The 24,275-nt window shown below is 65.5% G+C and carries 19 protein-coding genes; 8 read left to right on the plus strand and 11 right to left on the minus strand.

Features of this window, described 5'->3' with window-relative positions:
- Nucleotides 1-83 precede the first annotated feature (83 nt).
- Entirely contained in the window at nt 84-1,196 is a 1,113-nt protein-coding gene (locus Q0G75_RS05105; RefSeq protein ID WP_294417819.1) for a beta-ketoacyl-ACP synthase III, read from the plus strand.
- 69 nt (nt 1,197-1,265) lie between these two features.
- Here the strand turns inward: Q0G75_RS05105 and Q0G75_RS05110 are convergent, their stop codons facing one another.
- The 9 genes from Q0G75_RS05110 to rlmD all read right to left on the minus strand — a co-directional run bounded on the left by Q0G75_RS05110 (nt 1,266) and on the right by rlmD (nt 12,999).
- Nucleotides 1,266-1,859, minus strand: a complete 594-nt coding sequence (locus tag Q0G75_RS05110; protein WP_294417820.1) for a biotin transporter BioY — start codon at nt 1,857-1,859, stop codon at nt 1,266-1,268.
- A 269-nt stretch (nt 1,860-2,128) separates the two neighbouring features.
- A complete protein-coding gene (locus Q0G75_RS05115; RefSeq protein ID WP_294417822.1) occupies nt 2,129-3,652 on the minus strand; it encodes an MATE family efflux transporter in 1,524 nt (507 codons plus the stop codon).
- Between the two features lie 305 nt (nt 3,653-3,957).
- Nucleotides 3,958-4,872, minus strand: a complete 915-nt coding sequence (locus Q0G75_RS05120; RefSeq protein WP_294417824.1) for a biotin--[acetyl-CoA-carboxylase] ligase — start codon at nt 4,870-4,872, stop codon at nt 3,958-3,960.
- A 266-nt stretch (nt 4,873-5,138) separates the two neighbouring features.
- The gene (gene folP, locus Q0G75_RS05125; protein ID WP_294417826.1) at nt 5,139-6,464 is read right to left on the minus strand and encodes a dihydropteroate synthase; all 1,326 of its coding nucleotides are present in this window, start codon (nt 6,462-6,464) and stop codon (nt 5,139-5,141) included.
- 162 nt (nt 6,465-6,626) lie between these two features.
- On the minus strand, nt 6,627-8,855 hold the full coding sequence (gene ftsH / locus Q0G75_RS05130) for an ATP-dependent zinc metalloprotease FtsH (RefSeq protein WP_294417829.1): 2,229 nt from the start codon (nt 8,853-8,855) through the stop codon (nt 6,627-6,629).
- A gap of 13 nt (nt 8,856-8,868) precedes the next feature.
- The gene (gene hpt / locus Q0G75_RS05135; RefSeq protein WP_294417832.1) at nt 8,869-9,411 is read right to left on the minus strand and encodes a hypoxanthine phosphoribosyltransferase; all 543 of its coding nucleotides are present in this window, start codon (nt 9,409-9,411) and stop codon (nt 8,869-8,871) included.
- A 292-nt stretch (nt 9,412-9,703) separates the two neighbouring features.
- On the minus strand, nt 9,704-10,399 hold the full coding sequence (locus Q0G75_RS05140; protein ID WP_202898029.1) for a nucleoside triphosphate pyrophosphatase: 696 nt from the start codon (nt 10,397-10,399) through the stop codon (nt 9,704-9,706).
- Entirely contained in the window at nt 10,396-11,595 is a 1,200-nt protein-coding gene (gene tilS / locus Q0G75_RS05145; protein WP_294417835.1) for a tRNA lysidine(34) synthetase TilS, read from the minus strand. Before tilS ends, Q0G75_RS05140 begins: the two co-directional genes overlap by 4 nt.
- Nucleotides 11,596-11,625: 30 nt before the next feature.
- Nucleotides 11,626-12,999, minus strand: a complete 1,374-nt coding sequence (gene rlmD, locus Q0G75_RS05150; protein WP_294417837.1) for a 23S rRNA (uracil(1939)-C(5))-methyltransferase RlmD — start codon at nt 12,997-12,999, stop codon at nt 11,626-11,628.
- A 333-nt stretch (nt 13,000-13,332) separates the two neighbouring features.
- Here rlmD and Q0G75_RS05155 point away from each other — a divergent pair, with 333 nt between their 5' ends.
- The 7 genes from Q0G75_RS05155 (at nt 13,333) to Q0G75_RS05185 (ending at nt 21,037) form a co-directional block, all read left to right on the plus strand.
- On the plus strand, nt 13,333-15,960 hold the full coding sequence (locus tag Q0G75_RS05155; protein WP_294417839.1) for an ATP-binding protein: 2,628 nt from the start codon (nt 13,333-13,335) through the stop codon (nt 15,958-15,960).
- 127 nt (nt 15,961-16,087) lie between these two features.
- A complete protein-coding gene (locus tag Q0G75_RS05160) occupies nt 16,088-16,456 on the plus strand; it encodes a phage holin family protein (RefSeq protein ID WP_294417841.1) in 369 nt (122 codons plus the stop codon).
- 300 nt (nt 16,457-16,756) lie between these two features.
- A complete protein-coding gene (locus Q0G75_RS05165; protein ID WP_294417843.1) occupies nt 16,757-18,184 on the plus strand; it encodes a cytochrome ubiquinol oxidase subunit I in 1,428 nt (475 codons plus the stop codon).
- Between the two features lie 2 nt (nt 18,185-18,186).
- Nucleotides 18,187-19,212, plus strand: coding sequence for a cytochrome d ubiquinol oxidase subunit II (cydB, locus tag Q0G75_RS05170; RefSeq protein WP_294417845.1), 1,026 nt, complete (start codon nt 18,187-18,189; stop codon nt 19,210-19,212).
- Nucleotides 19,213-19,386, plus strand: coding sequence for a hypothetical protein (locus tag Q0G75_RS05175; RefSeq protein WP_294417846.1), 174 nt, complete (start codon nt 19,213-19,215; stop codon nt 19,384-19,386).
- A 271-nt stretch (nt 19,387-19,657) separates the two neighbouring features.
- Nucleotides 19,658-20,344: a CidA/LrgA family protein gene (locus Q0G75_RS05180; protein ID WP_294417848.1), complete on the plus strand. Its 687-nt coding sequence runs from the start codon at nt 19,658-19,660 to the stop codon at nt 20,342-20,344.
- Between the two features lie 3 nt (nt 20,345-20,347).
- Nucleotides 20,348-21,037, plus strand: a complete 690-nt coding sequence (locus Q0G75_RS05185) for an LrgB family protein (protein WP_294417850.1) — start codon at nt 20,348-20,350, stop codon at nt 21,035-21,037.
- Nucleotides 21,038-21,085: 48 nt separating this feature from the next.
- On the opposite strand, the gene Q0G75_RS05190 is transcribed toward Q0G75_RS05185, so the two are convergent.
- On the minus strand, nt 21,086-22,270 hold the full coding sequence (locus tag Q0G75_RS05190; RefSeq protein ID WP_294417852.1) for an iron-containing alcohol dehydrogenase: 1,185 nt from the start codon (nt 22,268-22,270) through the stop codon (nt 21,086-21,088).
- Nucleotides 22,271-23,153: 883 nt separating this feature from the next.
- Nucleotides 23,154-23,669, minus strand: coding sequence for a ferritin (locus Q0G75_RS05195; RefSeq protein WP_294417853.1), 516 nt, complete (start codon nt 23,667-23,669; stop codon nt 23,154-23,156).
- Between the last annotated feature and the right edge of the window lie 606 nt (nt 23,670-24,275).

A 24,275-nucleotide genomic window follows, 5' to 3' on the forward strand; every position in this document is an offset into this window, starting at 1 on the left:
GCCGCAATTTGCGATGCTATACTCGAATGCAATCGACACGCATCATCTCCGGGGCGCATCGCCCCGTATATCGAAGGAGCATCATGGGTTGCACCATCATCGGCTGCGGCAAGCAGCTGCCGGCACTTGACGTGCCCAATGAAGAGCTGACCAAGCTGGTGGACACCAGCGACGAATGGATTTCCACGCGCACGGGCATCCTCTCGCGCCGCGTGTGCGTCAGCGAGGGCAACGTTGACCTGGCCGAAGGCGCCGCGCGCCAGGCGCTGGGCTGGGCGGACGGCGGCTATTCCGAGCGCAAGATCGCTCCCGAGGACATCGACCTTGTCATCTACTCCACCATCACGCCTGACGAAGTGGTCCCCACCTGCGCCGCCGTGCTGCGCCGCCGCCTGGGCCTTGTCAACGCCGCCGCATTCGACATGAACGCCGCGTGCTCGGGCTTCATCTACGGCCTGACCATCGCCGAGACCATGATGGCCGCCAGCGCCCCGGACGCTGCGGGCGCTGCGGGCCGCAACCCCATCCGACGCGCGCTCGTGGTGGGCGGCGAGCGCCTGACCCGCATCGTCGACTGGAACGACCGCAACACGTGCGTGCTGTTCGGCGACGGCGCCGGCGCCGCCGTGGTGGAATGGGACGAGCGCAAGCCCGGCATCCTGTCGTGGTACATCAAAAACGATGACGACGATTCCAATGCCCTCACCTGCCCTTCCGCCTACGACGCGCCCCAGCCGTTCACGGCCGAGGGCATCGATGCGGACGCGCTGCAGCAGGCCGACCCCGGCACCGCCCCCATCGACGTCGAGCTCGACGTCACGGAACGCGTAGCCGCAGGGGCGCCGCGCCAGGCCCTGTACATGAACGGCCAGAAGGTGTTCAAGTTCGCCACCAGCGTCATGCCCGCCGCCATCGAGGAGGTGCTGCGCCGCGCGAACCTGACCATCGACGACGTGCAGTTCATCGTCCCGCATCAGGCGAACCTGCGCATCATCAAGTACGCCGCCAAGCGCATGGGCCTGCCGCTCGAGCGCTTCCAGGTGTCCATCGCGCATCGCGGCAACTCATCGTCGGCATGCATCCCCATGACGCTGTGCGACGCATACGAAAGCGGCAACATCCACCCCGGCGACAAGGTGGTGCTCGTAGGCTTCGGCGGCGGCTTCACCAGCGGCGCCGTCCTGTACGAGGCGTAAGCGCATCAGAACACGAAAAAGGCCCGCATGAGCGGGCCTTTTCGTTACGCTTGGGTTGTGCGATATCGCTTATGCGCGATGTCCCACGGCGGCGTTGACGGCGCGGGCGCAGATGACGGCCGCGACCAGCTTCGCCAGGTCGACCAGGATGAACGGCGCAACACCGGCCGCGAAGGCGGCGGCGGGCGTCATGGACGCCACGGCCATCAGCTGAGCCCAGCCGCACACGTAGGCGACGGCAAGGAACACCAGACCGGTCAGGAAGTCGATCGCGAACGCACGGGCGCCCTTCGCCTGGCCATCACGAGCCAGCACGGCCTTCAGACCGAAGCGCACGGCCACGGCCAGGCCCACGCCCAGCAGGTAGCCCCACAGAAAGCCGCCGGTCGCACCGGCCAGAACGCCGATGCCGCCGCGCATGCCGCTGAACACGGGCACGCCCACGGCGCCCAGAACCAGGTACGCGGTGATGGCCGCAACGGCCTCTTTCGGCTGCAGCACCAGCACCATGAACGCCACGGCGAAGATCTGCAGCGTGAACGGCACGGGGCCCAGGGGTACCGTCACCCACGCCGACACCGCCGTGATGGCGACCGTCAATGCAACGAACGCGATCGAACGCGTGCGCGACCCGGCGGCCGTCTTCTTCTGAACCTGCTCCACGGTTTCCCCTTCCTTGTCCCCCTGGTTCATCCAGAAGGCCCATCCGCGATCCCATCGCGGCGATCGCTGCGCCGTACGCATCGATCCTATTTCCTACAAATCACAGCGGAATTGTAGCACGCGCACAAATTCCCCCACCGGTTTTGGTCATAAAAAAGCCTTGCAGCGCAAAAAACGTTGCAAGGCTGAAACAAATCCGGGTATCGAATCAGGCGCCACCAGCGACAAGTGAAGGGCGCCGCGCTCAAAACGCATCGCCCTTTGCGCCGTTAGAACTTGGCCTGCAGCTGGCCGTTCTCCAGCTTGCGCAGGCGCTTGAGCTCCAGCAGGACGAACACGCCGGTGGTGAAGATGGCCAGGAAGTCCGCCACGGGGCACGCGAAGTACAGCGCGTCCAGGCCCGTGTAGCCCGGGAACCATACGGGCATGACCATGGGCAGGCCGATATAAAGCGGGATCAGGAACAGGATCTGACGCGTAAGGGACAGAAACACCGACTTCGCCGGCTGGCCCGTTGCCTGGAAGTAGTTCGAGCCCACGATCTGGAAGCCCACGAACGGGATGAGGAACAGCTGCACCTGCAGCGCGAACACCGTGAACGACAGCAGGTTCGGGTCGGTGATGCCGAAGAAGCCGACGATCTGGGCGGGGAACAGGTGCACGAGCGCCCACAGCACCACGGCAATGACCGTGTTGCCCGCAATGCCCCAGGCCAACGTCTTCTTAACGCGCTTGAACAGGTGCGCACCGTAGTTGAAGCCAAGCAGCGGCTGGATGGCGATCGACATGCCGATGAGCGGCAGCACGACGAACGAGGCCACGCGCTGCACCACGCCGATGGACGCCAGCGCGCCCTCCGCGCCGATGGGGCTTTGCGCGCCGTACATGTTCAGCAGGTTGTTCAGCACGAAGTTCACCGCGGCCATGCCCGCCTGGACGGCGAAGCTTGCCAGGCCCAGCGACAGGATCAGGCGCACCGTCTCGCCGTGCAGCGGCATCATATGCAGGTGCAGGCGCATGGGGACGCCCTTCGTCAGGCAGAAGTACCACAGGACCGTGGCGCACGAGATGGCCTGGCCGCACACGGTGGCAAGCGCGCTGCCCACGACGCCCATGCCCATGACCAGCACGAACAGGGCATTGAACACGGTACACGCAACGGCGCCGATGATCATGGTGCCCAGCGCCCGGTTCGGTGCGCCGGCGGTACGGATGAAGTTGTTCACGCCCATGCCGATGCACTGGAAGATGAAGCCCAGGCTGATGATGCGGATGAACTGCATGGCGTAGTCCCAGTCCTCGGGAGTGGCGCCCGACACGCCGAGCAGCGCGTTGATGCAGGCAGGGATGAACATGGCGATGGCCACCACAACGGAAGCGATAAGGGAAAGCGTGACCGTGTTGCCCAGGCTACGCTCGGCCTCCTCGGGCTTGCCCTCGCCCATGCGCAGTGCGGCCAGGGCGTTGCCGCCGTTGCCCACCAACATGGCGATGGCCATGAACACCGTCATGATGGGCATGGCCACCGTGGCGGTGGACAGGCCGATCTCGCCCATGGCCTGGCCCAGGAAGATGGAGTCGATGACGTTGTACGCGCCGTTGACCAGCATGCCCAAGATGGAGGGAACGGCGAACTCGGTGATAAGGCGCGGGATGGACTCCGTGCCCATACGCGTTACCTTGTCGTGCTGGCCGGGCTTGCCCTGGCGGCCAGGCGCTGCGGACTTGCCCTGGGCATCCGCCGGATGGGACGGAGCCGCGGACGTATCCTTCGTTTCTTGCTCTTGCGTCATGCTTGCGTGCTGCCTTTCGAAACCTTTTACTACCTAAAATTTTCGTCAGCATTCTATTGTATGACCGGCAGACCACAGACAGCGCACGCAGGAGAACCCCATGCCGGGATTCCATCGTTCGTGCATATCGAGTTGAGGAGCGAAAGGGACGGCGCCGGATGCTTTCGGGACATGACCGGCTTTACGACCGCGCACATGCCGAGGACATGCGCAGGCCGCATGCGCGCAAACGCAGGAACGACGCATATGGCCAGCGCGCAAGCGCCGCGGTCGGCGCGCACACGACGCGCCGACCGCACAGACACCTAACGGATATGGGCCTCGCCTGAGCTGGCGAACACCTCCACGCCCTCCGGGGTGCACAGCACCAGCCGTCCGTCCGGGGCAACGCGCGTCACCGTGCCCGCCGCCAGCACGTTGCCCGAAAGGTCCTCCATGCGCACGAAGCGCCCGGACAGCGCAGAGCACGCGTCGAACTCGGCTTGGAAGGGCTCGAAGCCCTGCTCGCACCACAGCGGGTACACGACGGCAAGCTGATCGCACAGCGCATCGGCCACGGCGTTGATGCGGTCCTCGACGGGGCCTTCGCAAAATCCCAGCTCATCCAGGTATACCGGAATGTTCTTCCCCGCTGGCGCGGATGCGGCATCGGCCGGGCGGGCCACGTTGACGCCCACGCCCACGCACAGCGCCCGCGCATGCATCTCCGTTGAGATGCCGCACAGCTTATGGAAGGGGCGCTTAGGCTGGGGGTCGCCGGCGGAAGCCGGCTCGCCCGATGCGCTGCCGTCGCCGGTTGCGCCACCGAGGGCGGCATCGCACAGGGACGTCGGTTCCTTCGCGCAGGGCAGACCCTCGCTCGCCGCGGGCGCGGCTTCGCAGGGGGAATCGTCCGCCTCGGCCACCACGATGTCGTTCGGCCACTTCACCTGCACGCGGCCCCCAAGCTCGGGAACAAGGCTCGTAATCGCGCGGCGGACGGCCAACCCCACCAGCAAGCTGAGCGTGGGAAGCTGCGCCGGCGGAACGTCGGGTCGCAGCAGGAACGACTGGTACATGCCGCCGATCGGGCTTTCCCATGCGCGGCCTTGCCTGCCGTAGCCGGCGGTCTGCCGCAGGCCGCGCACCGCCAGGCCCTCGGGCTGGCCCTCCTCGATAGCTTGCTTGATCAGGTCGTTCGTGGACGTAACGGTCTCAAACGATTGCACGCGAAACTGCATCCCCAGCACCTTTCCCTTCTCATATGGCGGCGCGGCGCAAGGCCGCGGAAAACCGTAATGAGCCGGCGGTCCAGCTCCACGAGCCCCGAGCCGCGAACCCAACGCCCATACCGGCGGTCGTTCCCGCAAGCCCAACGCCCCGCATCGCAAGGCACCGACCATCGCCCAAGCCGATGGCCCGGCCCCGGACCCCGCAAACCCAACGCCCGAATCATCGCCTGCGCCCCAGGCCCATCGGCCATCCGCGCCCCGACGTTTTCCCCGGCTTAGCGGCTGACGCGCTCGGCCTTCCCGTAGCGCTCGGATTCCGGCTTGGCCGCCTGCGCGACGCGCACGTCGTCGGCCAGCACGTGGTTCGGGCGCAGCTCCAGCAGCGGCTTCAGCACGAAATCACGCTCGAGGATGCGCGGATGCGGCAGCGTGAGCACGTCGTTGTCCGTGACGTAGAGCTGGTAGTCCAGGATATCCAGGTCGCACGTGCGCGGGCCGTTCTCGATCTCGCGGACGCGGCCCAGGCTGTTCTCGATGGCGTGCAGATATCCCAGCAGCTCCTTCGGCGCGATGCCCGTGCGCAGCAGCACCACGGCGTTGACGAACGTGTCCTGATCCTCGTAGTAGGCCGGCTCGCTTTCGTAGAAGCTGGAGATATCGATGATCTGCGAATCGGGAAGGCTGCACAGCTCGGTGATGGCCTGGTTGAGCATGGCGATCTTGCCCTCAAGCTCCTCGCCGGGCTCTGCCACCAACGGCACGTTGCAACCCAGGCCCAAGAACGCGTACGGGCGCATGTCGGACAGCGCCTTCACGGTTTCGGCCACGTTGTGCGCACGCACAACGCCCGCGCCCAGCTCGCACGCCATAAGCGCCTCGGCGGCGCTCACATGGTCGCGCTCGACCGGGTCGTCGATGCCGTAGGCGAAGCCCAGATAGCTTTTGCGGGAAACGGCAACCATGACCGGGTAGCCCAGGCGCGCAAACTCCTGGAAGTTGCGCACGAGCTCGAGGGTCTGCGAAGCCGTCTTGCCAAAGCCCGGGCCCGGGTCGACGCAGATGCGCTCGGGCGCCACGCCGGCTGCCTCGAGCATGGCCGCCTGGTCGCGCAAGTAGTCACGCACCTCGGCGACCACGTCGTCGTACTGCGGGTTCTGCTGCATGGTGCCCGGCTCGCCCTTCATGTGCATGACCACCACGCCGCAATCGCTTTCGGCGGCAACCTGCACCATAGCCGGATCGCGGAAGCCCGACACGTCGTTGATGACGGCGACGCCGGCTTCCACGCACACCTTCGCCACAGCGGCATGACGGGTGTCCACGCTCACGCAGACGCCCTGCTCGGCAAGGGCGCGCACCACGGGAAGCACGCGAGCCGTCTCCTCCTCGACGCTCACCTCGGCAGACCCGGGGCGCGTGGACTCACCGCCCACGTCGATCATGTGCGCACCCTCATCGATCATCTGTTGCGCCCATGCCAGCGCCGCCTCGGGCGTGTTATGCGTGCCGCCGTCGCTGAAGCTGTCGGGCGTGACGTTGAGGATGCCCATGATCACCGGTTTGCGCGTATCGAATTCGAACGAGCCGCATTTCCACATCATGCTGAATGCCTTTCTTTCAAAAGAAGGCGAGCCTGACGGCCCGCCTTCTTGCTATACCTTGACGTTTTCACACCGCGCCCGCGCACCAGGCCGAAAAGCCCAGCGCGTCGTACGCGAACGATCCCGCCGCCCACCGCGAAGGTGCGGCGGTACCACGCCGGCTTACTCTGCCGGCGGGTACGGGGGCTGCTGACCGCCCGCGGGGGGAACCGGCGGCTGACCGCCGTTCACAGGAGCCTGCGGCTGCTGCACGCCGGACGGCTGCACGGGAGAACCCGGCTGCGCCGGCGGCATCTGGCCGCCCTGCTGGCCGTTCCAGTTCGGGTCGGCAAGCTGTTCATCGCGAGCACGCGCCGCCGCCTCCTCGGCCTCCTTCGCGGCGATGATATCGCCCTCGCGCTGCAGATAATCGTTCCAGTTGTTGTCCAGCAGCGCCTTGCAGGCCTCGCCCTCGACGGTTTCGCGCTCAAGCAGCACGCTTGCCATAAGGTCCATCTGCTCGCGATGCGTGCTGAGGATCTCGTAGGCGCGGTCGTGCGCTTCCTTCATGATGCGCGCGACCTCGTCGTCGATGCGGCGAGCTGTTTCCTCGGAGTAGTCCTGCGTGTTGCCCATGTCGCGGCCCAGGAACACCTCATGGTTGGGCTGGCCGAACACCTGCGCGCCCAGCTCGGCGGACATGCCGTACTGCGTGACCATGGCGCGGGCCATCTTGGTGGCGCGCTCCAGGTCGTTGCTGGCGCCGGTGGTCACATCGTCGCAGAAGATCTCCTCGGCGACGCGGCCGCCCATGAACACCGCCAGTTCATCGCGCATCTCGCCCACCGTGTTGAGGACCTTGTCCTCCTTGGGGATGGACAGGGTGTAGCCCAGCGCGCGGCCGCGGCTGATGATGCTGATCTTGTGCACCGGATCGGCCTTCGGCAGCAGGTGGCCCACCAGGGCGTGGCCGCTTTCGTGGTACGCGATGGTGTGCTTGGTCTGGTCGTCCATCACGCGGCCCTTGCGCTCGGGACCGGCGATGACGCGCTCCATGGACTCGCTGACCTCTTGCTGCGTGATGATCTTCTTGTTGCGGCGAGCGGTCAGAAGCGCAGCCTCGTTGAGCAGGTTGGCCAGGTCGGCACCGGAGAAGCCCGGCGTAAGCTTTGCCACGGAGGACAGGTCCACGTCGCTGCCGAGCGGCTTGTTCTTCGCATGCACGTTCAGGATGCGCTCGCGGCCCTTCACGTCGGGCACGTCCACCACGATCTGGCGGTCGAAGCGGCCGGGGCGCAGCAACGCGGGGTCGAGCACGTCGGCGCGGTTCGTGGCGGCGATGAGCACCACGGAGTCGTTGGCCTCGAAGCCATCCATCTCGACGAGCAACTGGTTGAGCGTCTGCTCGCGCTCGTCGTGGCCGCCGCCCAAGCCGGTGCCGCGCTGACGGCCGACGGCGTCAATCTCGTCGATGAAGACGATGGAGGGGCTTGCCTCTTTAGCCTGCTTGAACAGGTCGCGCACGCGGGAGGCACCCACGCCCACGAACATCTCGACGAAGTCGGAGCCGGAGATGCTGAAGAACGGCACGCCGGCCTCACCGGCCACGGCGCGGGCAAGCAGCGTCTTGCCGGTGCCCGGAGGGCCCACCAGCAAGCAGCCGCGCGGGATCTTCGCGCCCATGGACTGGTACTTGGCCGGGTTGGCCAGGAAGTCCTTGATCTCCTGCATCTCCTCGACGGCCTCGTCCACGCCGGCGACGTCGGCGAAGCGCACGTCGGGGCGCTCCTCGATGCTCTGCTTGGCCTTGGCCTTGCCGAAGTTCATCTGCGAGTTATTCGCCTTCGCCATTTGATTGAACAGGAAGAACAGCATGGCGCCGATGAGGATGATGGGCAGCAGCGTGGTGAGGATGTCGCCCCACGGGCTGGGGGTCTTCACCTCGTACTTGATCTCGGGGTGCTGGGCCATCAGGTCGGACAGCGAGCTGCCGGCCCAGGTGCACGTGAACTTGTGCTCCTGGCCGAGCGTTTGCGACTCGATGTCTTGCGTGCCCACGCCCGAGAGCGACTTGCCCGTGTTCGGGTCCTTCAACGTTGCCATGCCGGCGTTCATGGCGTCGATGGCGCTATTGAACGCGTCGGCGGCGGAATCGCCGGCCGTGACGGCGGGATAATACGTGCCGGATACGGTATAGTCGCCGGCGCTGTACGTGACCTCCGTGACGCGGTTCTGGTCGACCGCCTGCAGGAACTCGGATGCCACCAGCTTATCGGTGGTGCCCTGCGAAGACTCCGACATGCTCATGAACTGCTGGCCCACGAAGAAGGCCACCAGCAGGAAAAGGACAACCGAGATGATGGTTGTCCGGGGGTTGGGCTGTTGGATCTGGGGTTTATTGTTTTGCGGCATAGGCCTTGCTTTCCTAGTTGTAGAGCTCGGGCTTCAGGACGCCGATGTACGGCAGGTTGCGGTAGCGCTCCGCGTAGTCCAGGCCGTAGCCCACGATGAACTCGTCGGGGCACTCGAAGCCCACGTATGCGCAGTCGATCTTGGCCTGCGCGCGGGTTTTCTTGCGCAGCAGCGTGGCGACCTCGATGGACTTCGGGTTGCGCGCCTTCAGCGTTTTCAGCAGGTAGGTGAGCGTGAGGCCGGAGTCCAGGACATCCTCGGCGATGACCACGTTGCGGCCCTCGATCTGGGAGGACAGGTCCTTCAGGATGCGGACCACGCCGGAGCTTTTCACGCCGTTGCCATAGGACGAGACGGCCATGTAGTCCATCTCGCACGGCAGCTGGATCTGACGCGCCAGGTCGGCCATGAAGATGGCCGCGCCGCGCAGGACGGAGATGAGGATGACGCCCTCGGGGTCGTCCTTGTAATCCTGCGTGATGCCCGCGCCGATCTCGGCGACGCGCTGCTTGATTTCATCCTCGGTGAACAGGATGCGATCGATGTTTTCGTGCACGATGATTACCTCTTCGATGCATTTCGCCTGAAGAGCGCCCTAGGCGCCCTTATATGAACGAGCACAAGTGTACCATTCGGCCCGACCGGGCACATGACAATACCGTAACGCCACATAAATACAGACCGCCTGCGGACCGGGCGAAACCGCCGGAAGCGGGCATGCGGCGCGCACCTGCCGCACGGGGCGGCGGACGATGCCGCGCAGGGCCCTAACAGCCGAAACGCGAACCGGGGCGCCGCAGCGCCCCGGGATGCCGATGGCCCGCCGCCCGCAAGAGCGGCAGGGCCGGTTACTTCAGATCGGGAAACTCCTTGAGCAGGCGCGTCACCGGAAGGCCGATGACGGTGTCCAGGTCGCCCTCGATGTGCTTGATGAGCTTGGCGCCGTTGCCCTGGGCGGCGTATGCGCCCGCCTTGTCGAACGATTCGCCGCACTTCAGGTACTCCGCCAGCTGCTCGTCGGTCTGCGGATGGAACGTGACGGCCGCGCGGTCCACGAACGTGCGGAAACCCAGAGACACGTCCTCGGCGTTGGGTGCGGACACCAGCCACACCGACACGCCGGTGAGCACCTCGTGCGTGTTGCCCTGCAGGCGGCGCAGCATGCGCTTGGCGTCGGATATGCTGGCGGGCTTGCCGAAGATCTCGCCGTCGCACACCACCATGGTGTCGGCGCCGATGATGGCCGCCATGCCCGTGTAGCCCTCGCCGAGCACCTCCTGCACCACGGCGCCGGCCTTGCGCTCGGCCAGCTTCTTCACCGCCTCGGGCGGGTTGGCCTCAAGGTCGGGCTCCAGCGACTCGTCCACCTCGGACACGCGGATGGTGAAGCTCACGCCCTCGCGCTCCAAAAGCTCCTTGCGCCGCGGGCTGCCGCTGGCAAGGATCACGTCGACGGTCATCGGCTGCTCGGCGGCCTGCGCCTGCTCGGCTGCGGCCTGTTCGTTTTCCTGCGCCGCGTCTTGCGGCATGGGCTGTTCGCTCATTTCCTTCTCCTTGCTCTGAACGCGGCCATGGGTTCAAGCCTCACGCCGCGCTTGTTCGCGCTGATCGCCAGGTTTCCCTGGATGTTGGCAACGTATCCGCCGTGCGGGGCGGCTTGCGGGGTGCCGGACGCGTCCCACGCAGCCAGCACCGCGTCGACCGACGCCGTCTCGACGCGTGCGTCGGGGCCCAGCATGGCCTGCAGCACCTGCACCGCCGCGCGCCGCTGCAACGGCACGGGTTGGGTGCCCAGCTCGGGGGCGAGCACGCCGCCCTCCTCGTAGGCCGGCGGATGATCGGGCAGCACCTCGGTCCACGCCATATGGCGTTTCACCAGGTCGGATGCCATTTCCTCAAGCATGTCGTCCTCGTCGGCGATCAGGTTCATGGTGCGTCCGAGCACCTCGAGCAGCTGCGGGCTGCGCTCCTTCACGTGCGGGACGACCTCGTGGCGCACGTAGGCGCGGAACCGATCGGTATGCGCGTTGGTGGCGTCCTCGCGCCACAGGCAGCCCTCGGCATCGCATGCGCACGGCAGGCCCCCGCGCTCGCGCCGCTGCACGTAGTCGCGCAGGTCCTGGCGCCCGAGGTCGAGCAGCGGGCGGACGACGGGGCCGTTGGCGTACTTCATGGCACGGAAGCCGCCCGGCCCGGTGCCCACCATGGAGCGCATGTAGAAGTTTTCCACGCGGTCGTCGGCGGTGTGGGCGGTGAAGATGCGGCCCTCTGACAGCGGCGCGGCCGCATGGCGGCACAGGCTTGCGAGCGCCTCGTTGGCAGCGAGGTAGCGTTCGCGGCGGGCGACCGCCTCCACGTTGCCGCCCTCGCGCTGCGCCTGGCCGGCTACGTCGATCTGGCAGCTGAACAGGGGAATTCCCAAAAGCTCGGCCAGCTGCGCCGTGAACGCCTCGTCCTGATCGGCGGCGCCGGGCCGCAGCCGATGGTTCACATGCAGCATGGCGATGGGCCCGATGGCCCCTTCATCGGCCAGCTGGCGCGCAACGTACGCCAACGCCGTGGAGTCCGAGCCGCCCGACACCATGAGCAGCACCGGCGTGTCGGCGTTCGCCAGCCCGCGTTGTTCGATGGTGCGCCGCGCCGCGGCAAGCACGTCCCCGGGACGCGCGGCCGCATCGGCGCCGAGCCCGGCATCGCCCGCCGCGGCCGCCCCGTTCCCCGTTCGCTGTTCCTCTGCCATTTCCTTCCCTACCTATATATATGGTTGCCGCTACATGCGCTCGATGAGCGCGATGGTCTCGATGTGGTCGGTGTGCGGGAACATGTCCACGGGCTGCACCGTTCGCACACCGTAGCCGAATTGCTTGAGAAAGCCCAGGTCACGGACCTGCGTTTCCGGATTGCACGAGATGTAGACGATGCGCTCGGGCGCCAGCTGCACCGCTGCGCGCAGAAACTCCTCGGTGGAGCCGGCGCGCGGCGGGTCCATGAGCAGCACGAGCGGGCGCCCCTCCTCGTCGGTGCCTGCACGTCCCGCCGCCGCGGCCTGCGCCGCCATGTCGCGCATGAACGCGCCGGCATCGGCCACCGCGAAGCGCGCGTTGTCCACGCCGTTGTGGCGCGCGTTCTGACGCGCGTCGCGGATGGAGGATTCCACGCAGTCCACGCCCGTGACCTGCGCCGCGCCCATGGAGGCCGCCACCAAGCCGATGGTGCCCGTGCCGCAGTACGCGTCGATGGCGTGCTCGGCGCCGGTGAAGCCCGCCAGCTCGATGGCCTGGCGGTACAGCACCTCGGTCTGCACGCTGTTCACCTGGTAAAACGACTGCGACGAGATGCGGAAGCTCAGCCCGCACAGCTTGTCCAGGATGAAACCGGGGCCGTAGAGCACCTGCTCGCGCTGGCCGAGCACCACGTTGGTCTGGCGCTCGTTGATGTTCTGCACCACCGTGGTGATGAACGGGCAGCGGCGCACCAGCTCGCGGCAGAAGCTCTTCGCGCCGGGGAACTGCTGGCCGTTAGTGACCAGCGTGACCAGCACCTCGCCGGTGGTATGCCCCACGCGCACCACGGCATGGCGCATGAAACCGGTGCCGCGGTCCTCGTCGTAGGGCGGGATGTCGAACTTGAGCATAAGGCTGCGAACCGCGCGGATGACCTGCTTGGCCTGGGCGTTCTCGATCAGGCACTCCCCCGTGTCGATGATGCGGTGCGTGCCGGCGGCGTACATGCCGCACAGGATGTCGCGCTGAGGGGGCGCCGGGCGGCTGGGGCGCTTGCCGCCGCGCTTGCCGGGCGCGGCCTTGCGCGGCGCGCCGGGGGCGAACGGGGACATCACCTTGTTGCGATAGGCGTACGGGTCCTGCATACCCAGGGTGGGACGCAGCGCCTCAGGAGCTGCCACCTGGGAAAACAGCTGGGCCACGCGCTCGTCCTTCGCCGCAAGCTGCTGGCTGTAGGGCTGGTTGACGTGCTGGCAGGCGCCGCACTGGCGCGCAACCGGGCACTGCGGCAGACCGCCTGCCTGCGCACCGCCTTCCTGCTTGCGCTCCTGCTGACGCCGAGAACCGGCCTGGGGCCGTGCCGCCTGCCGCGGGCGCTTCCCGCCCTGCCCGCCTGCGCGCTTCTGGCCGTTTTCCTTCATGAGCTCCCCTTGTTCGCTTGCATAAAACCGTAACTACCCAGTATACGCACTTGCGCGGCAGGCGGCGGCGCGCCGGCGGCAACCTCAAGGCAGAATCCACGCCTCCCCGTAACGGGCCGGCAACGGACGCGGCACGGTTCGGCACATGTTCGCCCGTGCGGCGGCACGGCCCGCCCGAAGCGCATATGATGGTGCGGACGACAGCTTGCCCAACGCATGCGCGCCGGACCCGAATGCGCGACCGGGCCCGGCGTGCATGCGCCGGCGCCCGCCGCCGAACCCCATCCGCACGCCCGCGCGGACATCGCCCGCGCTTGCCCGAAACGAGGTCCCATGCAACGACGATCCCTCGCCGCCGCCATCGGCATCGTCATCGTGACGCTTGCCTGCGTGTGCGGCCTGTACGTCCACTTCATACAAGAGAAGGTGCACGACGAGAGCGCCGACCACCTGAAGGAGATATATTCCCAGGTCAACAACACGTTCTCTATGCTGGTGTCCGACAACTGGAACCACCTGAGCACCTGGAACACCATGTTCGAGGACTCCGCCGCCCACTCGCCCGACGGCGCCGTGTCCGGCGACGACGCCGAGCAGGCGCGCGAGTTCATCGATGGCGAACAGGCCAAGTGGGGCTTCACCGACTTCTACTTCATCAACTCGCAGGGCGCCTACGCCACGCCCGACGGCGAACGCGGCACGCTCAACCTGGGCCAGCAGCTCGACCAGCTGAACAACGGGAGCAGCATCGTGGCGGACACCGTCCCTACCAGCGGCACGGGGCTGACGGTGTTCGCCACGCCGGTGACGCCCGCCTCGTTCGACGGGTTCGAATACTCGGCCATCGCCATAAGCTACAACAACCACGACATGGAGGCGGCCCTTGACGTGAACGCCTTCGACGGGCAGTCCAGCTGCTTCGTCATCACGCCCGCCGGCAACCTGCTGTTCTCGGCAACCGACCAGTACTCGCAGTCGTCGAACCTGCTCGACTGGCTCGGCCAGATAGCCTCGTTCGGCGCAGACAGCGGCATCGATTCCATCCGTTCCGACATCGACGCAGGTCAAAGCGGCACCACGCAGTTCTCCACCGCCAACAACCAGTACTACCTCACCTACATGCCCGTCGGGTTCCAAGACTGGGTGATGGTAGGCGTGGTCCCGAGCAACGTGGTCAACGCCAGCATGTCGGAGGTGCAGCTGCTCACCATAGCCACCGTATCGGTGGTGCTGTTCGCGCTTGCCGCGCTGGTGGTGGTCATCCTGGTGCAGCACGGACGCCGCGTGCTGCACCAGCAGGTCAGGGAAGTGAAATACCGCGAGCAGCTGTTCAGCGCGCTATCGGGCAGCACCGACAACATCTTCATCATGTTCAGCCCCGACGACGGCTCGGTCGACTACGTCAGCCCGAACACGAAGCGCATCCTGGGCATCCCCGCCGCCGACATTGCCAAGGACGTGCGCAACATCGACCGCTCGCTGGAACCGGGATCGGAGAGCCTGCTTGAGTCCAACATGCACACGCTCCCCAGCAACGACCACCGCGATGGCGACAGCACGCGCCGCCATCAGGAGACCGGCGAGCTGCGCTGGTACCACGAGACGCTGTTCCGCGCGAAGGTGGGCGACACGGAGAAGCTGGTGTACGTGCTGTTCGACCGCACGAAGGAGACCGAGAGCCGCGAACGCCTGCAGCAGGCGCTCGCCATAGCCAAGCAGTCCAACCAATCGAAGAGCACGTTCCTGGCGAAGATGTCCCACGACATCCGCACCCCCATCAACGCCATCATGGGCATGACGCAGATAGCGCGCGACAACGCCGGCGACTGGGACAAGACCGACGAATGCCTGGCCACCATCCAGGCCTCGTCGCAGCATCTGTTAAGCCTGATCAACGACGTGCTCGACATGTCCAAGATCGAAAGCGGCGCCATCGAGCTGCAGGAGGAATGCTGCGACCTGGACACGCTGCTGCGCGACGTGGATGCCATCATGCGGCCGCAAACCACCGCGAAGGGGCAACTGCTCACGCTCGACGCGGTGAACGTGCAGCACCGCAGCTTCGCCGCCGACCAGCTGCGCGTGCGCCAGATCCTGCTGAACCTGCTGTCGAACGCGGTGAAGTACACGCCCGACGGCGGCATGGTGGCCCTGCACGTGGAGGAGCACGAGCAGACCAGCCCGAATTTCGCGCGCCTGAGCTTCATCGTGCGCGACAACGGCATGGGCATGCCGCCCGAGTTCATCGACCACGTCTTCGCCCCATTCGAGCGCGCCGAAGGTAGGCAGATGCAGGGCATTCAGGGCACCGGCCTGGGCATGACCATCACAAAGGCCCTGGTAGACGCCATGGGCGGCACCATCGACGTGGAGAGCAAGGAAGGCCAGGGCACCACGTTCACCGTGAAGCTGAAGTTCAAGCTTGGCGAGGGCGAAGGCGCGAAGCCGTGCCCGCGCAAGGCCGCAGAGAACGACCCCGGCAAGGGCAAGCGAACGGGCAAGGACGCCGAGCACGGCCGCGCGAAGGGCGACGCGGACGAGAAGCGCCCCTCCTATACCGAGGTGTTCAAGGGCCGGCGCTATCTGGTTGCCGAGGACAACCAGATCAACCGCATCATCCTTGCCGAGATGCTCACCGAGCGCGGGGCAACCCTCGAACAGGCGCAAAACGGCAAGGAGGCCGTGGAGCTGTTCGCCGAAAGCGAGCCGCAGCACTTCGACGCCGTGCTCATGGACGCCATGATGCCCGTGATGGACGGCTACGAGGCCACGCGCGCCATCCGCAAGCTGCCGCGCCCCGACGCGCAGACCACGCCCATCGTGGCGCTGACCGCCAACGCCTACGCGGACGACGTGAAGAAGGCCCTGGACTCGGGCATGAACGCCCACGTGGGCAAGCCGTTCAAGATCGCCGACCTGGCGAAGACCCTGGACGAGCTGCAACGCGACGACGACCGCTAGCGAAGCAGGCGCCGCCGCATGCCCCGCGGCAGGTGCGGCGGCGCCCCACACGCCCTGCGCATACCGCGAGGCTATAATCGGAAGCAACTGCCTTGGCTTCCGCCCCGCCCCACCGAAAGGAGACGCCATGCAATTCATCATCCGTTGGCTGGCCACCGCCGTCGCCGTAGGGGCCGCCGTATGGCTGGTCCCCGGCATCGCCGTGCTGGGCACCACCGAAAGCTGGATCGCCGTGGCCATCACCGGCCTGGCGCTGTCGCTCATCGACATGAGCATCAAGCCGCTGTTGCAGCTGCTCAGCCTGCCCATCACGTGCCTGACGTTCGGCATCTTCTACCTGGTGGTGAACACCGCCATGCTGTACCTGGCCGCATGGCTGAGCAACGGCATGTTCCACGTGGGGTTCTACATCTCCAGCTTCGGCAGCGCGTTTTTCGCGTCCATCGTCATCAGCATCGTGTCCGCCATCATGAACTCCATCGTGGCCGACAACTAGACGAAAGCGCAGCAGGGCGCGTCCGAGCACGCCGCGATGCGTCCGGACGCGCCCCGAGAAACAGCCCTGCCGAGCCGGTCATCGCTCGAACAAGCTCCAAAACCCGCTGCACCGCGCTCTTCCGCGTCAGGCTTCGCGCACCGAAACGCCGCGCGCACGGCTTGCCGCGCCCAAGCGCGCAACGACAGCGCATCCTCGCAAAAATAATCGATACAAAATCTCGTTAATACTTCCATTTTCTTGTTTCGCAGCGTATTATGTTACTAGTTTAGTAGCATATGAACATAGGAGGGGGTTCTCATGGATATGCTATCCGACGTCGCGCTGCTCTCGCGAATCCAGTTCGCGCTGACCGTGGCGTACCACTTCATCTTCGTCCCGTTATCCATCGGCCTAGGCCTGATCTTGGCCATCTTCGCCACCAAGTACCACCGAAGCCGCAGCGAGGCCGATGGCAACGCCATGCGCTTCTGGGTGCGCATCTTCACCGCCACCTTCGCCATCGGCGTGGCCACGGGCATCACCATGGAGTTCTCGTTCGGCACGAACTGGGCCGACTACTCGCGCTTCGTGGGCGACATCTTCGGCGCGCCGCTTGCCGCCGAGGCCCTGTTCGCGTTCTTCCTGGAATCGGTGTTCCTGGGCGTGCTGTTGTTCGGGCGCAATAAGGTGTCCAGCCTGTTCTACACCGTGTCGGCGTGGCTCGTGTGGGCCGGTTCGTGCCTGAGCGCGCTGTGGATCCTCATCGCGAACTCGTGGATGCAAACGCCCGCCGGCGCCGAGCTGGCCGCCGACGGTTCGAAGGCCGTCATCACCGACTTCCTGGCCGCGGCGTTCAACCCGTCCACGCTGCCGCGCTACACCCACGTGGTGGTGGCGCTGCTGATTCTGGGCGCGTTCGCCTCCCTGGCCGTGGGCGCATGGTACCTGCTGCGCGGCAAGCACGCCGACTTCGCCATGAAGACCATCCGCGTGGGCGCCGTCGTGGGCATCGTGGCCTCGTGCGCCCTGATCGTCACCGCGCACTCCTCCGCCGTGGAGGTGTCGCAGGAGCAGCCCACCAAGCTTGCCATGATGGAGGGCATGTACGACGACGAGGTGCCTCCGCTGTACGCGTTCGGCTGGGTCGATGAGGAGAACCAGCAGGTCATCACCCCGTTCTCCATCCCCGGCGGCACCAGCTTCCTGGCAACGGGCACGTGGGACGCCCAGTACCAGGGCCTGAACTCGCTGGCGCAGACCGAAAAGTACGGCGACATGGACGTGGCCGACCTGCCCGTGAACCTGGTGTTCCAGTCCTACCACCTTATGGTTGCCATGTACGGGCTGATCATGATCACGGCCATCCTGGCCGTGGTGTTCACCCTGCGCGGCGGCCGCATCCGCTCCATGCGCTGGCTGCAGAAGCTGCTGCTGGTCAGCCCCCTGTTCCCGTTCGTCGCCATCCAGGTTGGCTGGATCACCGCCGAGGTGGGCCGCCAGCCCTGGGTCGTCTACCCTTCCACGTCCGGCCCCGACGGCGTGAGCCTGCTGACGAACAACGCCATCTCTCAGTCGGTTTCCGCTCCTGAGCTGCTGCTGACCCTGGCCCTGTTCGCAGCCGTGTACGTGTTCCTGTTCATCGGATGGGCGCGCGTGATCTCGCGCTTCATCGAGCGCGGCCCCGTCGGCGATGCCGCCCCCGCGGCCAACGCCGCCGATAACGACGCCGTCAAGGAAGGGGAATAGCCATGAGCGCGCTTGCAGTCCTTTGGTTCTTTCTGATCTTCGTGCTGATCGCCGGGTACTTCGTGCTCGACGGGTTCGACCTGGGCGTGGGCGTCCTGTACCGCGCGCTGGCGAAAGACGAGCGCGAGAGGGCGCTCGTGCGCCGCAGCATCGGCCCGGTATGGGACGGCAACGAGGTGTGGCTGCTCACCGCCGGCGGCGCGCTGTTCGCGGCGTTTCCCGCGGCGTACGCCACCACGTTCTCGGGCTTCTACCTGGCCGTCATGCTGGTGCTGTTCGGCCTGATCGTCCGCGCGGTCTCGCTTGAGTTCCGCGCCCACGACCCGCAATGGGCGCGCGCCTGGGACGTCTGCTTCACCGTGGGCTCGTTCCTGCCGGCGCTGCTGCTGGGCGTGGCGCTGGGCAACGTGATCGCCGGCATCCCCATGGCCGCCAACGGCGACTATTCAGGCGTGCCGCTTCTGGGCCTGCTGTCGCCGTTTACCCTGGTCGCCGGCCTGCTCGGCCTTGCCATGTGCCTTTCCGCCGGCGCGGCCTGGGTGGCGCTGAAGGCGCCGGCCGGCTCCGCCGTGCATGAGCGTGCCGCGAAGCTGCGCGTGCCCTGCCAGATCGCGGCCTTGGCGCTGTTCGCCGTTGCGACGGTCCTGGCGTTCGCCGTGGTAAAGCCCGCATTCGCGCCGGGCATGCTCGCCGCCGGCGTGGTCGTCGCCCTGGTGTTCCTTGCGTGCGTGGTCGCGTCGATCGCGCTGGGCCGCAAGGGCAACGACCTGATGGCGTTCCTTCTGCAGTCGGCGGCCGCAGTTTGCCTGGTGGCGCTTGCCGCGGTCACGCTGTTCCCCAACCTGGTGGTTGCCGCCCCCGGCAGCGTGGGAACCTCCATCACGCTAATGAGCGCGGCGTCCTCCGACACGTCGCTGGCGTGGATGACCGGCATCGCTTGCGTGGGCGTGCCGCTGGTGTTGACCTACCACGTGATCGCGTACCGCGTCTTCCGCGGGCGCCTGGACGACAAGGATGTGAACTACTAAATGGACGCGCAGGGTTACATGAAGTGGCTGAGCATCCTGTGCCTGGTCATGGCGCTGTTCGGCACGGCCGTCATGCTGGTCGGATACAAGGCGCCCACCATCGGCCTGGTGGCAACGGTGGCGGCGCTCGTCATAGCCGCGGCCGCGCTGGCATGGAAGGCCCGGGTGCGCTAACGCTGCCGGTCTGACGCCGGAAGCGCAAAACCGAGTCATCCAGCCGAAAACCCGACAACCGATCCGCCAACTTATCGCAGGGGGGCGATGGGAACCGATTTCCATCGCCCCCTTTCGCATGCCTGGGTTTTGTGAGATTCCGCTGCACGGCTTATGCCGGTCGCGTGGATTCCCCGGCAAACTTTTGAAATGCCGGGTAAGCGTCCTAGTATGAAATTCGAGACAAACGGTATCCATTCCCAAAATCAGACAAGGGGTTGTTCCACACATCATGAAATCGAATAACGACGCCGCAAGCGTCAAGGGTTGTGCGCGCAAAATCTGGGCGCACTTCAAGGAATTCGTCGCTTCAGTCAAAGGAGACCTGAAGGAAACGCACGACGAGATGTTCAAGGGCGCCGATACCCCCAAGCAGCGCCTACAGCGCTCCATCAGGCACGGCTTGCTGCTGCTGGCCCAGTTATGCCTGATCATGGGCGTATACGCCGCCGGTTGCGCGCTGGCCTCCGTGCTGCCCATCACGCTTCCCGGCAACATCTTGGGCATGGTGCTGCTGCTCGTGCTGCTGGGCACGCACATCCTGAAGACGAAATACATCAGCGAGGCGTGCGACTACCTTATCGATAACATGTCCGTGTTCTTCATCCCCGCCGGCGTGGCCATCATGGGCTGCTTCTCCATGCTGCAGGCCGCGGCGGCGAAGTTCGCGTTCGTCTGCATCACCACCACCGTCATCGTGTTCTTGGCCACGTCCTACACGGTGCTGTTCGTGTCTTGGGTTATGGCGAAGCTGGGCAAGGACACCGCGCTTGCCCCCGCCGTCGAAGCGGAGAACGCGACGAACGCCCAGGCCGGGAACGCTGATTCGGGCAACGCGCATATCGAAGGCGCCGGCAAGCACCATCCGCATACGCCGGGAACCGGCATCATCTCCCCCATCGCCGGCAAGGAGGCCTAAACCATGCTGAACCTCATCGCAACCCTGGCTTTAGGCACCGTCATCTCCTTCATCGTGTTCAAGCTGGCCGTGGCGCTGTACAAGAAGGTGCGTTCCCCGCTGCTCAACCCGCTGCTGGTGACGGTGGCGTTCATCATCGCGCTCCTATGCGTCTTCCACATCCCGCTGGATTCCTACGAGTCCAGCGTGCAGCTCGTCTCGTTTCTGCTGGGGCCGGCGACGGTCGCCCTGGCGTATTCGGTCTACCGCCAACGCCAGATCCTCAAGCAGCACTTCATCCCCATCTTCTGCGGCTGCCTGGTAGGCTCGGTCGTGTCGATGATCAGCGCATACACGCTCTGCGAGCTGCTCGGCCTGGGCGACGAGATGGCCACGTCGTTCATCCCCAAATCCGTGACCACCCCCATCGCCATCGCCGTGTCGGAGCAGCTGGGAGGCATCACGTCCATCACCGTGGCGGCCGTCATCATCACCGGCATCCTCGGCGCCATCTTCGCGCCGCTCATGTCGAAGATCTTCCGCGTGAACAACCGCATCGCCAAGGGCGTGGCCATCGGCACCTGCAGCCATGCGGTGGGCACCACGAAGGCGCTTGAGATGGGCGAGCTGGAAGGCGCCATGTCCGGCGTCAGCATCGCCGTATCGGGCCTGCTCACCACCGCTATCGTGATCATCGCCGGCTGCTTCATGTAGACGTCGCAAAACGCCCGCCTGCCGGACATCGACAGGCGGGCGATTCTCTTACAACGCCAAGCGGTAGATCTCGGCGGCATCCTCCATGGTCAGCTTCTTGAAGCTGCCGAACGGCTCGCCCTTGTTCTCGCGCAGGGTGGGGATCATCTCGGCGATGGCATCTTCGATGTTGTCCTCGTCCAGGCCAAGCTCGCCCAAGCTGATGGGCATGCCCAGACTGGCGAAGAACATGCGCGTTTCGTCGATGGCCGACAGCGCGTCGGATTCGATATCGCCCGTGGGCGCCAGGCCGAACACCTCGTAGCCGTACTGCGCGAAGCGCGCCGGGTTGGCGTCGTAGACGTATTCCATCCACGCCGGGAACAGGCAGGCCAGGCCGGCGCCGTGCGTGACGGTGGTGTCGTAGGCGGACAGCTCGTGCTCAAGGCCGTGCGTGGCCCAGTCCTCGTGACGGCCCATGCCCAAAAGGCCCTGATGGCACAGCATGCCGGCCCACATGATGTTCGCGCGGGCGTCGTAATTCTCGGGCTCGGCCAGCACGCGCGGGGCCTCGGCGCGGATGGTGCGCATAACGGACAGGTTCATGCCGTCGGTGACGGGCACGGCCCCCACGTCGTCGAAGAAGCGCTCGAGCAGGTGGCAGTACATGTCGGTGATGCCGGCGGCCGTCTGGAACGGCGGCAGCGTAAACGTGAGCTCGGGGTTCATGAACGCCAGCTTCGGGCGCTGATAGTTGCTGGCGTAACCGGTCTTCATGCCCAGCTCGTCGTTGCTGATGACGGTGTTCTTCGACGCCTCGCTGCCGGCTGCCGGAATGGTGAGCACCACGGCGATGGGCAGCACTTCGGTGTTCGGGTATTTCTTGGTGATGAGCTCCCACACGTCGTAATCGATGCGGGCGCCGTTGGCGATGGCCTTCGCGGAGTCGACGACCGAGCCGCCACCCACGGCAAGCACCCAGTCCACATCGTTCTCCTTGCACAGGGCGACGCCCTCGCGCACCAGGCCGATCTCGGGGTTGGGGCGCACGCCGCCCAGCTTCACGTACTCGATGCCGGCTTGCTCGAGCGATGCGCACACGCGGTCGATGAGGCCCGACTTGATGGCGCTCTGCCCGCCATAGTGCAGCAGCACCTTATGCGCGCCACGCTCGGCCAGCATGGGGCCGACCTTGCTTTCGGCGTTGTGGCCGAACACGAAATGCGTAGGGGAAACGAACTCGAAGTCTTCCATGGGAACCGCCTTCCTTGGTTTCGGGACGCCGCGCCGCCCACCTTCGCCCGCAAGCAGCACGATGCGCTCAGTATAGCGCTCGAACCCGGCGCCTGGCGCTATCGGGCAAAGATTGCCTCGCTCATGCGATAAGAGGCGGCTGCGCAACGCCGCAAAACCACCCAGCTCGGCGCTATGATGCCGGAAAGGGATTGCGGGAAAGCCTTCGAAACGAACGCGAGCGCAAGGCGAAAATAGTTTCTTGCAGGTGCACAAGGAAAAAATAAAGCCGGGTAGGAAGGACCCGGCTTTCGAAAGGAATCCCGACAGGCAATGTGCGGGGTCTTGGCAACCCGCGTTCCGCTTGGCGACGGAACCTGCAAACCCGAGACAGTCGATTTGGCGAAGATAGTCGTTTGAGTTTTGCAATTTGTCTTCTGTCGGACAGGCAGTATTGTTGCATGCCAGCTCATTTTCCGCAACCTGGCCAAAAAGCCGTTTACGCAGATGAAATAATCATTTTCGGCCTCTGAACTCGCATTATAGCCACAGATATCACTATTTGTGGCTTTTTATAGAAATGCATAATGTTCCATTATTTATGCATAAGCCACTCAGAAGCGTCCGCAATCGATAGGCGCCGTGAATGATGCAGCGCGCTCAGTCGATAGGCACCGCAAAACCGCGAGACGACATCCGACAGGGCGCGGCGTATGCAGTACCCCACACCCTCAACTGTTTCGGCCCTGAACACAAAAGACGCCCCGATTCGTATCGGAGCGTCTTTTCAGCGTGGTTTTGCATTCGGAATCGCCAGAACGAAACACCTTGCCGGCACGCTGTCGCGTTTACCGAAGCCGGGCGAACCGCCCGCAAACCTGGCAAGACCGCCTTCGCCGTGAGGCTACGCGTTCGCAAGCGGGCTGGGCACGGTGTAAACGCGCGCCGCGTTCTCCTGGTCCAGGTCGTAGAGCGCCTTGGCGTCGCTGCCGAACAGCTTCATGCGCGACACCTGCTTCTCGGCGTTGTCCTCTTCCTCCTGCTGTTCCTCGATGAACCAGTCGAGGAACTTCATGGTGCGGTAATCCTTCGCCTCAAGCGCCGCGGTGTAGATGTCGTTGATGGTGCTGGTGATGTACTTCTCATGCTCCAGCGCTGCCTCCAGCGGCTCCAGATGGTTGCTGAAGGTCTTGTCGGGCTGGTCGATGGCCTGCAGCTTCACCTTGCAGCCGTTCTCATGCAGGTACTTGCGGAAGATCAGCGCATGGTCGCGCTCCTCCTGCGTCTGGATCTCGTACCAATGGGCGAAACCCTCCAGGCCCTCTTCCGCATAATAATCGGCGAACGACAGGTACAGGTACGCCGAATACAGCTCCTTGCGGATCTGATCGTTGATCAGCTCGTACACCTTTGCATCCATAGCATCCTCCTTCAGGACACGCGCCCGACCCCACCGCCGGGCTTCCCTTACCACCTCATACTACCCCAGACACTTCGGCGACGTAGCACTATGTGTCCGGATTCCCCAAAGCGGCCACTTCAAGACGCCCCAAAGCCAACCCAACGCTTCAGCCAGAACCCCAAGTGTCAGGACCCCAGCATCCGTCTCAAAGTATCGGCGAAGGATCATGACCTACGTCTACGAAGCACTCCAAGCGTTCGCCCATAAACGAACCCCTGCTCGCCGGGGGCGCATGCGAAGCCCAAGCTAAAACCCGGACACCTAGTGCTCCGTCCCCGAGTGTCACCCGAAGCGTCAGGACCCGGAGCCGCCGCGCAAATCGTCCCTAAACGCAGAAGGGCTGCCGCCCGGGGATTGGGCGACAGCCTGGGGAAGGGAGGGCGGCGGCTCGGGGAGCCGCCGCTCCAAGGGAAGGGGCCCGCCCCGGGCGCCCGCCCCGAACGGGGGACGGGGCCCGGGCGGGAGGGACGGCCCGCTCCCCGCGGCAGGCGCGGGGCCGGGCGCCCCGCCCCGCGGGCGGCTAGAGCGTCCAGGCGACCGTCATGGTCACCGGCAGCGCGGCCA

Origin of the sequence: uncultured Senegalimassilia sp. (assembly GCF_934636665.1) — a bacterium.
Lineage (GTDB): Bacteria > Actinomycetota > Coriobacteriia > Coriobacteriales > Eggerthellaceae > Senegalimassilia.